The organism is Glycomyces tenuis DSM 44171 (assembly GCF_000427885.1).
GTDB lineage: Bacteria > Actinomycetota > Actinomycetes > Mycobacteriales > Micromonosporaceae > Glycomyces > Glycomyces tenuis.
Genome location: NZ_ATYW01000008.1, coordinates 163,306 through 177,319, shown reverse-complemented (window position 1 = coordinate 177,319; position 14,014 = coordinate 163,306). Strand labels below are relative to the sequence as shown.

Annotated in this window: 11 protein-coding genes; 10 read left to right on the top strand and 1 reads right to left on the bottom strand. The window is 65.7% G+C overall.

Going from position 1 to position 14,014, the window contains the following annotated elements:
* The first annotated feature begins 2 nt into the window (after positions 1–2).
* The 3 genes from YWW_RS0111170 to YWW_RS29720 are packed head-to-tail and all read left to right on the top strand — an operon-like array spanning position 3 to position 3,221.
* Positions 3–1,235, top strand: coding sequence for a lanthionine synthetase C family protein (locus YWW_RS0111170; protein ID WP_035704393.1), 1,233 nt, complete (start codon positions 3–5; stop codon positions 1,233–1,235).
* Positions 1,235–2,125, top strand: a complete 891-nt coding sequence (locus YWW_RS29725; protein WP_081687373.1) for a thiopeptide-type bacteriocin biosynthesis protein — start codon at positions 1,235–1,237, stop codon at positions 2,123–2,125. The genes YWW_RS0111170 and YWW_RS29725 overlap by 1 nt, the downstream gene beginning before the upstream one ends.
* Positions 2,118–3,221 (top strand): hypothetical protein, encoded by a 1,104-nt coding sequence (locus YWW_RS29720; protein WP_155830123.1) that lies wholly within the window; start codon positions 2,118–2,120, stop codon positions 3,219–3,221. The genes YWW_RS29725 and YWW_RS29720 overlap by 8 nt, the downstream gene beginning before the upstream one ends.
* 246 nt (positions 3,222–3,467) lie before the next feature.
* On the opposite strand, the gene YWW_RS35915 is transcribed toward YWW_RS29720, so the two are convergent.
* Positions 3,468–4,223 (bottom strand): hypothetical protein, encoded by a 756-nt coding sequence (locus YWW_RS35915; protein ID WP_155830122.1) that lies wholly within the window; start codon positions 4,221–4,223, stop codon positions 3,468–3,470.
* A 535-nt stretch (positions 4,224–4,758) separates the two neighbouring features.
* Here YWW_RS35915 and YWW_RS0111150 point away from each other — a divergent pair.
* The 7 genes from YWW_RS0111150 to YWW_RS37330 all read left to right on the top strand — a co-directional run bounded on the left by YWW_RS0111150 (position 4,759) and on the right by YWW_RS37330 (position 14,003).
* On the top strand, positions 4,759–5,115 hold the full coding sequence (locus YWW_RS0111150; RefSeq protein WP_035696660.1) for a pilin: 357 nt from the start codon (positions 4,759–4,761) through the stop codon (positions 5,113–5,115).
* A gap of 139 nt (positions 5,116–5,254) precedes the next feature.
* Positions 5,255–6,997 (top strand): TrbL/VirB6 family protein, encoded by a 1,743-nt coding sequence (locus tag YWW_RS0111145; protein WP_026930188.1) that lies wholly within the window; start codon positions 5,255–5,257, stop codon positions 6,995–6,997.
* 5 nt (positions 6,998–7,002) lie between these two features.
* Complete coding sequence (locus tag YWW_RS0111140; RefSeq protein ID WP_155830121.1) at positions 7,003–7,890, top strand: PrgI family mobile element protein; 888 nt, start codon at positions 7,003–7,005, stop codon at positions 7,888–7,890.
* A complete protein-coding gene (locus YWW_RS0111135) occupies positions 7,887–9,638 on the top strand; it encodes a VirB4 family type IV secretion system protein (protein ID WP_081687371.1) in 1,752 nt (583 codons plus the stop codon). The genes YWW_RS0111140 and YWW_RS0111135 overlap by 4 nt, the downstream gene beginning before the upstream one ends.
* Positions 9,635–10,693, top strand: a complete 1,059-nt coding sequence (locus tag YWW_RS0111130) for a M23 family metallopeptidase (protein ID WP_026930185.1) — start codon at positions 9,635–9,637, stop codon at positions 10,691–10,693. Before YWW_RS0111135 ends, YWW_RS0111130 begins: the two co-directional genes overlap by 4 nt.
* Positions 10,690–13,194, top strand: a complete 2,505-nt coding sequence (locus tag YWW_RS29715) for a type IV secretory system conjugative DNA transfer family protein (RefSeq protein ID WP_155830120.1) — start codon at positions 10,690–10,692, stop codon at positions 13,192–13,194. The genes YWW_RS0111130 and YWW_RS29715 overlap by 4 nt, the downstream gene beginning before the upstream one ends.
* Positions 13,191–14,003 carry a replication-relaxation family protein gene (locus tag YWW_RS37330; RefSeq protein ID WP_162145935.1) on the top strand — a complete coding sequence of 271 codons (813 nt, stop codon included), beginning with the start codon at positions 13,191–13,193 and terminating at the stop codon, positions 14,001–14,003. Before YWW_RS29715 ends, YWW_RS37330 begins: the two co-directional genes overlap by 4 nt.
* The last annotated feature ends 11 nt before the right edge of the window (positions 14,004–14,014 follow it).

Genomic DNA, 14,014 nt, shown 5'->3' with positions numbered 1-14,014 from the left:
CCATGACCACCATCGTCGAACAACGCCTCGCCGCCGCCAAGCGGGCCGACCGCATCGCCGCTGCCCTGACCGAGCCGGGAGCCATCGCTGTCCGAGTCGATGCCGCCCCGCAGTCGCTGGGGGCCGGCCAACTCGGGATCGCCCTGCTGCACCTCGAACGCACACGAACCAGCAGCGGCGACCCCGGTACCTGCCGCAACTGGCTGGCGACCGCCATCCGCCCTCACGTGAACGGCGCAGCCGATACCAACCTGTACAACGGCGCCCCGGCCCTCGCCTTCATCCTGCACACCAGCACCCAGCCAGACCAGCACGCCACCACCCGCGCGAGACTTCACCACACGGTCAAGACCATCATCGCCAAGCGGCTCGAAGCCGCCGAAGAGCGCATCAAACAGCAGCGGCCTGCCAGCTTCGCCGAATACAGCCAGCTCTCGGGCCTGACCGGTCTCGGTGTCTATCTCCTCGGTACCGAACCCGGCCATGAGCTGACCGAGCAGGTGCTGCGATATCTGGTCGAACTGACCAAACCCATCCGCATCGACCGAACGCGCCTGCCCGGCTGGTGGGTCGCCCACGACCCCTACCTCAAGGACTCCCAGGAGTTCCCCGGCGGCCACGCCAACCTCGGCGCCGCCCACGGCATCGCCGGACCCCTGGCCTGCCTCGCCATAGCCCACCGGGCCGGCATCACCGTCCCCGGTCAACTCGAGGCCATCGAGCGGATCTACGCCCACTACGACATCTGGCAGCACGAGGACGGCTGGTGGCCGCAATGGCTCACCCGCCCCGAACTCGCACAGCACTCCAGCAGTCAACCGGCACCCGGCCGCCCGAGCTGGTGCTACGGCACCCCCGGCATTGCCCGCTGCCTTCAGCTCGCCGCGGTTGCGCTCGCCGACCCCGACCGGCAACGCGCCGCCGAAGAAGCGCTCTTGCGCTGCCTGACCGACCAGACGCAGCAGGCATCGCTCGTCGACGCCGGCCTGTGCCACGGGATCGCGGGGCTGTACCGAATCGTCCAGCGCGCCGCCGCCGATGCTCAGGACCCCCGGCTCGGCGAGGCCCTCCCGGGCCTGCTGCACCGACTGCTGGAGTGCCGCGCGGTCGAGAACGGCTTCCTCGACGGCAGCGCTGGTGCCGGGCTCGCTCTGCAAGCAGCAGGCCCACAGGTTGCCGACGGATCAATCTGGGATGCCGCCTTGCTGCTCACCGCACCGGCCAGGTCGATCTGATGGCACCACCAGTAACTGAGGTAACGCGCTGGCTCCAAAGTAGTGTCCGCTGGAGCGATCGCACCGACGCCGAGTGGATGTGCGCGAAGCACTTGGGCCCGCAGATGCAATCGGCGGTCGACGACGGGATCCTGGACTGCTGGTTCTTCATCCGCAAGAGCCCATGGTGGCGGCTCCGCTATAGCCCGGCTCAAGGCGTCAGCCTTGAGAGGGTTCGTCGGCGCATCAGCGCCTTCTTGACCGGTCTGGAAAGCGAGTCGCGCATCAGTGAATACGTCCACCAGGTCTACGAGCCTGAGACGACCGCATTCGGCGGCGCCACCGCTATGGACATCGCCCACCGGCTCTTTTCCCGCGACACCGCTGCCGTTGCCGACTATCTCGCCCTCACCGCCCCAGCTCCGGGCAGCGATCGACGCCGTGAACTCTCCCTCCTGCTGTGCACCGCGCTGGCTCGGGCCGCCGGCCAGGAATGGTTTGAACAAGGCGACATCTGGTCCCGCCTGGCCGCACTTCGTGGCGGGACCTCCACAGTCATTCCCACACATCCTGACAAGTCAGCCGAGACCGTCCGCCGCTTCCTCGTCGCCGACCCCGAAACCACTGCGGGCCGCCTCAACGGTAACCAAGCCGGACTCGCCTTGAAGTGGATCGCAGCCTTTCGCGCCGCAGGAACCGAGCTCCGATCGATTGCCGACCAGGGCCAGCTCGAACGCGGACTCCGCGCCGTCCTGGCTCACCACATCCTGTTCCACTGGAACCGCCTCGGCTTGCCCCTGCCCGATCAACAACACCTCGCTCGCGCCGCTCAAACCGCCGTCTTCACCGACCATCACCCGGTCAACCCCGGCAATGCGATCAGGCAGGAAGGACCCAGCCGCCATGAATGAAACACCGAAGGCCCTCACACGCTGGTTCCCGCTCGTGCCTAGAGCTCGACCGACTTGCGCGCCGCTGGACCAGCGGATCGACAACGTCACCAACATGGCTCACTGTGCCCAGAACCAGGCTGAGGCTGCCGCCGCACTCAACCTGACAGCGCTCATCGCAAGCGATATCGGCGCCGGAGACCTCGCAGTCGAAATGTGCTGGCGGCAGTTCCACGCCTTCGCCGAGCGTGCCCCGTTGGGCAGCGTGGACGCAGGTCTCGCGATGGAGCCGATCGTCAATCTGGCCCGCCTCGCCATCCGCGAAGGCGACGGCGACCGCGCCTTCAAGATCCTGGACCAGGCACTCATCGCCGCCAACAATGCCGGCTCCGTCGCAGTCAACGGCAACACCCTCGACTTCGCCGATCTCACCCCCAAGGCAGAGAGCCGTCATGCCGCCCGCGAACGGCTGTGGATCGCGATGCTCTCCGACGGCACCAGAGCCCTCACCCGCGCAGGTCGATGGACCGAAGCACTGCAAACAGTGAAGCAATACAAAGGCATCGGCGAACGACTCCTGGACGGACGTCAAACCGCCATCATCACCCACTACACCACAGGCGACCTGACCTCCGCGATCACCATGATCGCCGACACCGCCGTGATCGACTCATGGGAACAAGTCCTCGCCTTGTACCTGGAGACCTGCTGCGCTATCGCCAGCGGTACCGCGAACGTGAGGAGTTGCAGCGTTCTCGTGCGGCAAGTTCTACAGCTGGAACTGCCGTCCGAACAGCGGCTATTCCAGATTCGGCTGGGCCTGAGCATACTGGAACTTGCGCATCTCATCGATGCTGACACCGAGCTACTCGTCAAAGAGTTTGGAAACGTCGCCTTGCAAACTGGAGACGCCTATGCCGCGCGGGATCTGGTGAACGACCGGAATTTCATGCTTCTCGGGCAAAGCGAGATCCTCCCAGCTCTCCGTAAACTGGAATCGAAATCTGGGCTTAGCCTCGAAGTGGTCTCAAACCTACCGTGGCAGCGACTCAACATCGCATTCGATGTCGGCCTTGCTCGCCTGCATAGTGTAATTGGTGAGGTTGGAGTCACCTGAACCACAACCACACCAATTTCAGAAGACAATCCCGTCAAGTGAACCTCATGGCAGCCCGTGTTATTTCGGTCGACTGGTCAGCGGGAATGAACCAAAGGGCATGTAGCACTCTGTCACGATTTGGGCCGGTCGATGCCACAAGTGTGAGGGAATATGGGGACGGCCATATACAACTTCAATGCGTACCCTGGAAATCAATCGACGCCTGGATTCATACCTGGTCTAAAAGGAAATCCAACGTCGTTCTTAGCAGCCTTGAACTTGGTTCTTACTGCAGATCCAAGTTACCAGCCTGCCTTCGGCAATCTTGATCGCAAGGCTCAACTCGATCCTCGGTATCCCTTGGTCCTTTGCGATCTGTTTGAGCCCGACCTCGTCGATGCGGGTCGCCCCGATTATTTGTGCCTCGTATAGAGTGACGATACCTTCAGCGACCGCCTCAGCCAGGACCAAGTCCATGTGACCGTACTGCTTAGGTGGAATACGAGACTCGAATTCCATCTGCTCCGCTGTCTTGATATCTCGCAACTCCGCTCGGAGAAGCGTGCGGAGGGCAGAAGAGACTCGTTGACAAAGTTTCGAGCAGATATTTGACTGCGCGATATCGATGATCTGAAGCACCTCAGAGAACCTGCACACGGCTTCGGTCTCGAGTTCACTTCTATCGAATTCCGGAAGAATGGGCTGAGCACGTGTGATAGCGCGTCGGATCCCTGGTAGCGCGAGCCGAATGGCGATCAGCGTCCAATCCTGGTCGGATTGTCGGGTGAGCTCGATGAGGCGCCGCCAGGCGGCATCGCGGGAAGCAGTCGGTGTGCTGCGGCGATTGAGATAGGAAGCAACGGCATCGATGTCCAGACGGTTATCCGGCAGAGGATCATCGATGATATCACCGAGATAGTAGCCATTCTGCCGAGTGAAGGATCGGCAGATATTTTCTATCTGCGCGAGTGCGTAACCGTTCATGATGCTGACCTCCAGTACGGAACACGACTTCTTCATGTCGCTCCTTCCAGTACGGCCGGTCACACAGTCACATGTCAAGAGACTGTGACCATCTGTGATTTGGAGCGGAGTCACGGAACTGATGTGCCTCGCTCATGGGGATCTGTTGGTTCGAATGTATTTCTCTCTGAGCTGCAACCACCGGTAGTGACTGGTTGTGACTGCAATCGTCGCGGTCACGAGCGATCACATACTTGCGTATTCGCAGGCCATGGGCGGTGCTGTCACACATTCGAGTGGTCGGTCCGGAATTTCGGCATGACCGGTGTATTGGGGCTGTGTGACCGGTGGTGACGGCAATGCGAATGGTCACAAGTTGTCACAGCCGGTGGTTTTAGGGCATGCCGTCGCCGGATGCGGCGGCTGTTCCGGGGTCGGATGCGAGATGGACCAAGGTGTCCGTACTACATCCGACCGATGGAGGGGGTGAGTCTCCGCAGTCCTCCGCATCGTCCCCGGAGCGGGCCGACCGGTCCGTTCAAAATTCCGCCGGTCGGCCCCTTCCTCCGAAGGCATCAAGGGGGTGCGGGGGATGAACGGAACAGAGGTCATGCGGTCAAGACGGCACGAACGTCGTGTTCGGATCGCATCTGGATTCGCTGCTGTCATCGGCGGCGTTTGCACGCTGGTGTTGTTGGTGCCGGGAGTGGCACTGGCCAGTACCGAGCAGTTGGTCGGAGTGCTCAACAATCTGCGGAATTGGATTGTGGGAATCGCCGGGACACTGGTGGCAGTCATGCTCACCATCGCCGGGCTCCGGTATCTGTTGGCGTCTGATCCGGGTGAGACCGAGAAGGCAAAGATGGCACTGCGCGCGGCGGCGATCGGTTTCGCGATAGTCATTCTCGCTCCGGCGTTCGTCGCCATTCTCGCGGCGATTCTGGAGTAGTCATGCACACGCCATTCTCCATCTTTACCTCTCACATCGATTACTCGGCGCTGCATACGGCATCTTCGTATGTACCCAGCTGCTCGTTTTCGAATGATGTCATCCCGCATAGCTTCTCGCTACCGGCAAGGAGGCAGCCATGATCGAGGACACTGTCAACGACATGATGGATGCGGTCATCACTTGGCTGTATGATCTGCTGGCGTATCTGGCTCGCGTGATTCTGCATATGCTGTCGGCGGACTTCACGTTGCTCTCGACCGATGCCATGCAGTACGGAATTTTGCTCGGTAGCGGCTTTAAAGTGCTGGTATTCGCCTCTTATGCGATCGTGATCGTTGTCGGCGGGTTTCTGGTGATGAGCCACGAGACCTTGCAGACGCGATATTCACTGCGCGAGATCGCGCCACGCTTGGTGATCGGCATGCTGCTGACCGGCATAATCTGGACGATCGTGCATCAGGCGGTCGTTGCCAATAACGATGTGGTGAACGCGTTGGTATCGATCGATATCAGTGATGAAGGCGCGATCTGCACCGACCCCGCATACGACTGGCGCACAGACGATATCGCTGAATGCGATTGGCAAGAAGGCGCCGAGCATTCACAGTTCGCGTATTGGGTGTCGTTCTCACCGCGAGCCGATCAGGAGATCGAGCTGTTTCACATCATCATGATCATCATTAGCATCGTGTGTCTACTGGTGCTGCTGGTGACATCGATCTTGCGATATATCGTGCTGTTCTTCGTCGCGACGCTCGCCCCGATCGCCGTGGCCTGCCACGGATTGCCGATCACCGAGCAGTTCGCGCACCTGTGGTGGCGGATGCTGGGTGCGTGCATGGCCTCTTCGATCGGCCAAGCAGCGCTGATCTGGATGTGGCACGAGATGCGCACCTATCTCCCTGACGAGGATGATGACCTGCTCGGTTATTCGTCCATCACGTGGCACGTCCATTTGATGGTGCTGGTGTGGATGATGTGGAAAGTCCATGCCGAGGCGTTCCGAATCGCACGGGGCCGCCCGGTAAAGGTCCCCGGTTCGCGGTTGCTGGCCGCATTCGTCATGTCGAAGTTTGCCGGCCGCGGCCACAAGCCGAAGCGCAAGTTCAGCACGCCGGGGACGATCTGGGGCACCGACATGCGCCGCCCGCCCTGGCGCCGCGAAAAAACCGACAGCGACGACGGGACCGCGAAGCAGGCGCCCAGCGGCGGGCAGGGCGGGGGTGCGACCTCGGGCTCAGGCAAGGGCAGCCTCGACAAGGGACCGAACGGCGGCGGAAGCGGGGGCGGGTCCGGCCGTCCGGCGGCCCCCGAGAAACCCGCGAGCCCGCACGACCAGCGCGCCGACGCCGAGCCGGTGACCACGCTTGGCGGGGATGCGCCCGATGCCGCGCCCGAGCCAGGTCGGGACCGGGATGCGCCGCCGTGGAAGCGGCCGCTCCCGAAGGTCACCGATGGCGGGTTCGATCCTGACATCGCTGCCACCTCGCTACACGGCCACCCGGGCAGCGATGGCATCGATTCAGCGAAGCCCGGTACGCCAGCCTCGAAGCCGGTACCTGGCAAACCGAATCCTGCGCCACGCAGGCCGGAGGCTGGTCCTGGCGGGGCTGCCCCGAAGCCCGCCTCGGGCTCGGCGGGTTCCACTTCGAACGCGGTACCCCCGCGGCGGCCCGAGGCTACTCGGCCTCGCGCTGACGGCATCCTGCCGCCGGCGACACCGCCCGAAGCTGAATCGGCTCCGGCGCGGCTGCCCGAGGCTGCCGGTCCTGCCCCGAGTAGTGCTCCTGCACCCGCGAGCCCCGAAAAGCAACTAGACGCAGAGCCTTTGCCTCGTTCGAGCACGCCAAAGCCGACTGAGCCCAGGAAAGAGGAGTGATCTGGATGAATACCAGCAATGCAGCATGGGTCCCAGCTGATTTGGACCTGCCCGACAAGGTGCTGTTCGGTCTGACCGCCCGTCAGGTCGCACTCTTGGCGCCGGTCGCGCTGGTGCTGTTGGCACTGTGGCGGGGTCTGGTCGAGACCGCACCGATTCCGGTCCTAGCGGCCGTGACCGCGCCGGTCGCGGCAGTGGCGTTCGCTTTGGCGACCGTCCGCAAGGACGGGGCAAGCCTGGACCGCCTGATCTGGTGCGCCACCGCAACCCCGAGGCGCCCGATCGCGGCAGGACAGGCGCCAGAAGAGGTCCGTCGGACTCTCGCGCGCCTGACCGGCCGGGCAAAGCGTTCGGGATCCGCTGGGACGGCGGCGGTGCATGGCCCGGTCCGTGCCATCCGGGACAACGGCCTGGTCGATTTGGGGTCTGCGGGTTGGGCGGCCGGTGTCGATGTGGGGTTTGTGAACTTCGGACTCCGCTCGGGCACTGAGCGGGCCGCGCTGACCGGCGCGTTCGCCCGCCTGCTGCATTCGCTCGATGCGCACCTGCAGGTGTGCGTCTCCACCCGCCCGGTCGACCTCTCCCGCTACTTGGCCGGGCTCGAGGCTCGGCGTACCGCACTCCCAGCAGGGCCGCTGGCCAAGGCAGCGGCGGCGCATCAGGCGTGGCTGGCCGGCCTGGTGGGCGCGAAGTCGCTGCTGCGGCGGGAGATCACCGTGATCGCCCGCTGTCCCGACGCCGACGGCGCAGCCTGGGCGGCCGGGCAGGTAGAGGCGTTCGCCGCACAGATCGGTGTGGTCGCACACCGCCTGGACCGTGCCGAGTTGACCGCCCGAGTCCGGTACGGCATCGACCCCCACGGCACCCCTGCAACTACTGGGAGGACGACATGAAACCGCTTCTACGTGCCCTGACCGGCAAGCTCATTGCGAAGCGCGGCTTTGCGCTCGAGGCGGACCTATGGCCCGATACGGCCGTAGTCGGTTTGCGGCGGATGCGGGTCGGGGACGGCTGGGCAGCGGTGCTGCTGCTGGTCGGGTATCCGTCGATGCTGCCGGTCGGCTGGCTGGAATATTTCGTCGGCGACCGGGCCCGCGTCGAGACGGCGCTCCACGTCCAAGGGCTCAACCCGGCGGTGGCGGCTTCGACGCTGCAGCGCCGCCGAGCTCGGTTGGAGTCGCAGCGGATGTACGCGGCCGGTCGCGGGAAACTGGACGACCCGAGCGTGGAGGCCGCCGCTGCCGATGCGGCCGCTTTCGCCGGACGCATCGCGCGCGGGGAGTCCCAGCTGCACGCCCAAGCCGTCTACGTGACCGTACACGCGCCGACCACCGACGAACTCGACCTTGCGTGCGCCCGGCTGCGAGCCGCGACCGCTGCGGCAATGCTCGATGTGCGCCCAGCCACGGCCCGACAGTTGCCTGGCCTGTTCGCGACCCTCCCACTCGGAGTCGACCCGGTAGGCGCGAAACGCACCGTCGACACCGACACCGCCGCGGCATCGTTCCCCTTCTGCTCGGCCGACGTGCCCGGACCGGTCAGTGACGACGCGGTCTTGCTGGGCCTGAACCTGTACACCGGTTCACCAGTGCTGTGGGACCGATGGTCGTGCCCGAACCACAACTCGATCACGATCGCCACCTCCGGAGCCGGCAAGAGCTACCTCACCAAGTGCGAGATCCTCAGGCAGCTCTATCAAGGGGTGCGGGTGGTCGTGGTCGACCCCGAGGCCGAATACCTTGCGCTTGCCAAACATGTCGGAGCGAGGCCGGTCAGACCCGGCACACCAGGGGTACGGCTCAACCCGCTTGCGCTACCGGCCGACCCGGCCCCCGATGAGCTCGGCCGCAGGAAACTGTTCTGCACCACCGTGGTCGAAACACTCCTGGGCGAGCGTCTGCCCAGCACGGAGGCGGCCGCGCTGCAACGCGCGACAGCGGCCGCATACGCGGCCGCGGGCATCAGCGACGACATGTCCACCTGGAGCCAAGGCGCACCGGGCCTCGACGCCGTTACCGCACGCCTCGAGACCGAGGCTGACGGAGCTGATCTGGCCGCTCGGCTCGCTCCATACACCGGGCCCGATTCCATCTTCGCCACCGACGACTCTCAGGCCGATTCGTCTGACTCCGAACGGCATCCGCTGCGGGTCTACGACCTGTCGGCGGTCCCGGCCGAGCTGGCGCCCGTGGTGACCCTGGTCGTCCTCGACGAGATCTGGCGGTCGCTGCGGTCGGACGGGCCCAGGACGCTGACCGTGGTCGACGAGGCGTGGCTGCTACTGCGGGGAGGCCGCGCCGCCGCGTGGCTAGCGCGCATGGCCAAGAGCACCCGCAAGCGCAACGCGGGGCTGGCCGTGGTCACCCAGGACGCCGACGATGTCACCTCGACCGAGCTGGGTCGCGTAGTCATCAACAACTCGCACACTCAGATCCTGCTTCGTCAGGCACCACAAGCGGTCGAGGCGGTGTCCGAGGCATTCCGGCTCACCGGAGCCGAACACGAACTGGTCGCCACTGCCAGGACCGGTGAGGCCCTGCTCGTGGCCGGGGAAGCGCACGTGTTGTTCAGAGCCGTCGCTCCACCCGAAGAGCACCGGCTCTGCCGAACGGGACTCGCGCAGGGCAGTGACCGATCATGATCCGGCTGTTCTTGATCGGCATGTGCGCGCTCGTCGCATTGGCCTCCTGCGCGGTCGTCTCGATCGTGGCATCGACCGGCAACCGGAACTTGGCGATCGGTGTCGGCGCCGGATGCTCGGCCGTCAACGCCGACCCGAAGGCCGTCGCCGACGCCCTCGGCGCCGGCTACGACGCTGGGCAAGCCCGGCACGCGATCACCATCTGGGCCGTGGCGGCCGACCGCGGTCTGGGCGAGCGGGCCGCGGTCGTCGCGATTGCCACCGCCATGCAGGAGTCAGCGCTCCGGGTCCTCGCCAACCCGAACGTGCCCGCCTCGTACAACTACGACCACGACGGCGAAGGCCACGACCATGACAGCGTGGGACTGTTCCAGCAGCGCCCTCACTGGGGCGAAGTGAAGGACTTGATGAACCCGTCGGCGTCGGCGGGCCTGTTCTACGACGCCCTGGAGAAGATCGACGGCTGGGAAGACCTTCCGGTCACCGTGGCCGCCCAAAAAGTACAGGTCTCTGCCTACCCCGACGCCTACGCCAAGCATGAAGCCGGTGCGCGGGCTGCCGCCGATGCGATCGGCGGCGAAGCCGAGTGCGGTGGGGAGTGGGTGCATCCGGTCCCCGGAGCCGGGATCGTCTCCGCTTGGCGTTCGGCCTCGCGACCGTCGCACAACGGCGTGGACCTCGGTGCGGAGCGTGGCGCCGAGATCCACGCCGCCTCAGCCGGTCGGGTCGTCACCGTCGTCTGCAACGCCCACACGCCCGCGGGTCGCCAGCTCTCGTGCGATGTCGACGGGTCTCCCCAGATCATGGGCTGCGGCTGGTACGTCGAAGTCGCCCATGCCGAGAACGTGCTGAGCCGCTACTGCCACATGATGCAGCGGCCAGCGGTGGAGGTCGGCGACACCGTCGCCGCTGGCACCGTACTCGGCTACGTCGGCTCGTCCGGACGGTCATCCGGCCCGCACTTGCATATGGAGATTCACCGATCACATAAGCCGGTGTTCGACACAGCGGTCAACCCTGAGTGGTTTTTCGGAACGAAGGATATTTCGCTATGACCGAGATCCTGGATGCCCTTACGGGGCTTCGCATCCCCACCGAACTCATCGCCTGGATCGAAACCATACGCCTGCCGCTAGGCGCGCTGGTAGCCGGTCTTGCCTGCATCCTGACCATCCGAGCGGTCCTGGCCCGGCGGTCGGTGACGCGCGGGAGGGAGGGTAGCCATTATGTGCGCCTGGCCGCGCCGCCGGAGGTCGATCCTGCCGGGGCGCAGGCCGCGTGGCGGCAACTCAGGGCGATCCAACAGCGCCGCTGGAGCCGCTTCTGGCGCGGCCAACCGCACCTGATCTGGGAGTACTCGTGGGACGGGCCCGAACTGGCGGTCAGGATCTGGGTGCCGTCCCTGTTCGACCCGCAGATGATCGTGCAAGCGGTCACGTCGGCCTGGCCCGGCACGACGGCATTGACTGAGCCAGCGCGTTCCCCGCTTCCCGAGAAGGGCGCGGCGCGGGGCGCTCATGTGGTGTGGAACCGCCAGTCGCTGACTCCAGTGGAAGTGGAGGAACCGGCCGACTTGCTGCGCGGACTATTGGAAGCCGGACCCGCAGGGACGCGGGGGCATGCGGTACTTCAGGTTGTGGCCTCGCCGGTCAGTCGCCGCCAGGTGAGCGCCATGCGCCGCAGCGCCCAGGGGCCGTCGCGGCGCTCCGGCCTGGTCGACGAGCTGCTGTCATTCGTCCTTCCGAGATTCGGCACCAGCACCCGGCAGCAGACCTATGAGACCCCATGGGAGCGCCAGCAGCGCACGGCGTTGGCCGGGCGACTCAACAGCCAGATGTGGAATGTCGGACTCCGGTGGGTCGTCGGCGGCCCGGCCCAGTCCGCCGAGCGGGTCATCACGCACAGCAAGCGCTTGGATGCGGCGGTGGCGGGCATGCTCGGCTGGGGTCACGAGCGCCGCCGGCTGCTGCACGCTCGGGCGATCTGCAATCGATGGGCCAAGGCCGCGCGGACGACCGTCCTCAATGGCGCGGAACTCGCGGGCCTGGCCCACCTCCCCACCGATGCGGTGGTGCCCGCTTTGGAGCGGGCCGGAGCACGCCCGGTCGCCCCACCGCGCGGCCTCGGATCCGGCGGCAGGAACACCAAGACGCTCGGCACGGCGGCTATCGGCGGGCGCAAGGTCGCCTTGTCGGCCTCCGACGCCCGCTATCACCTGCACGTGATCGGCAAGACCGGCTCGGGCAAATCCACGCTGCTCCAACACCTCGCACTGGCCGACATTCGCGACCGGAGGGGCCTGGTCCTCATCGATCCCGCCGGAGACCTGGTCGACGACATCCTGGCCAGGCTCGACCCCGAGACCGTGGCCGGTCGGCTCTACCTCATCGACCCCCGACTCGATGCCCAGCCGGGGCTCGCGCCGCTGGCCGGAGCCGATGAACACCTCGTGGTCGAAAACCTCGTCGCGATCTGCCGCAACATCTGGCCCCGGTTCTGGGGCCCCAGGGCGGACGACGTCCTCAGGTACGGGCTGCTGACCCTGCGGGAGAACGGACAGCCTTTGACCATGCTGCCGAACCTGCTGCTGAGCAAGAAGTTCCGCCGCCGCATGGTCGCCGAGATCCAGAAAGTCGCACCCGCCGAACTCCCGCCCTCGGGCCTGCTCGAAGACGGCGACATGACCGGCATCCCCGGCTACTGGGCCTGGTACGGCGAGATGAACCCCACCACCCAGAACCAGGCCGCCGGCCCAGTCCTCTCGCGCATGCGCGCACTGCTGGGGCGCCCGTTCATCCGCACCATGTTCGACACCCCGACCGCGGACTTCGACATGGCCGACATCCTCGACAACGGCGGTATCGTCCTCGCCCGCTTGAGCAAAGGCGAAGTCGGCGAGGACACCGCGCGCCTGGTCGGGTCAATCCTGGTCGCCAAGGTCTGGCAGGCCGCCACCGCCCGCACCGCCACGCCGGAACGCAGGCGCCGCGACTGCTCACTCATCCTCGACGAGGCACAGAACTTCCTGAACCTGCCCAACGCACTGGACGACATGCTCGCCGAGGCCCGCAAACTGCACCTGTCGGTGACCATCGCCCACCAATACCTCGCCCAGCTGCCCAAGGAGATGGGTTTCGCCGTCTCCGGCCAAGCCCGATCGAAGCTGTACTTCAACACCAGCCCCGAAGACGCCCGCGTCCTAGCCCGCCACACCGCGCCCTTGAGCGAGCACGACCTGGCCCATCTGGACGACTACACCATGGCCGCGCGCCTCTACCTCGACCGGCGAGAAGCCCCCGCCTTCACCCTGAACGGACTGCCCCCGGCCGAGGAGATCGGCAGGGCCGACCAGATCCGGACCGAAGCGCTCAGACGCATCACCAAAGCGGACGGACCAGACCCAGCTTCAGGCGCTGTGACAACTGCCGTTCACCCCGGACCTTTCACCCAGCGTCTGACCCTGCTTCTCGCCCAGCAACGAGACGCAGGAAGAGACGCCCCGCGAGATGACAAGCGAAAGCCCAGTTCAGGTCACGAATCCGGGGAGGCGTTGTGACCGCCCGACATGTGTATTCCGCACTTGAGGATATTCCCGGCCTTCTGGCCCGCCTGACGCCTCGCGATCGACTCCTCATCGATCTCCTCGGTCGGCATTCCGTACTCACCATCGACCAAATCCACCGCCTCTACTTCCCTTCGCTCCGCGCTACCCGTTACCGCATCGCCACCCTCCTCGACTACGGCGTGCTCTGCAGGTTCCGCGCGCTCGTACGACCCGGCTCGCAAGCGTTCCGCTACACCCTCGGCTTTGCCGGTGCCGTCCTCCACGCCGCTGCGACCGACCAGCCGCTCCCGCGCCTCCCTGCCTGGAATGAGCGCCTCACCCGACTGGCCGCCTCCCCCAAACTGCCCCATCTGCTCGGCGTCAACGACTTCTTCTGCCGCATCCTCGCCACCGCTCGCGCCTCAGGCGACGTCGACCTGACCGAGTGGCGTTCTGAAGCCGAGACCGGCGAGATCACCGGCGGCATAATCCGTCCTGACGCCGCCGCCACCGTCAACACCAGCGAGGGCGCATGCGCGTTCTGGCTCGAGCACGACACCGGCACCGAGACTCTCGCTCGTCTGGTCACGAAAGTCGATCGCTACTGCGACCATCTCGCCGGAAGCGGCCGCGCGGTCTGCTTCGAACTGCCGAGCGCGGCGAGGGAGGCGAACGTCCACGCCGCCCTCGGCGGACAGCGACGCCCGCTCCCGATCGCCACCATCGTGTCCGTCCGCGCGGCCGACCCCACCGGGCCGGTCTGGCGCCGCCTCGGGAAACCGGGTCTCTGGCGGCTCACCGACCTCGCGGCCGACCGGTAACGCAAATTCGG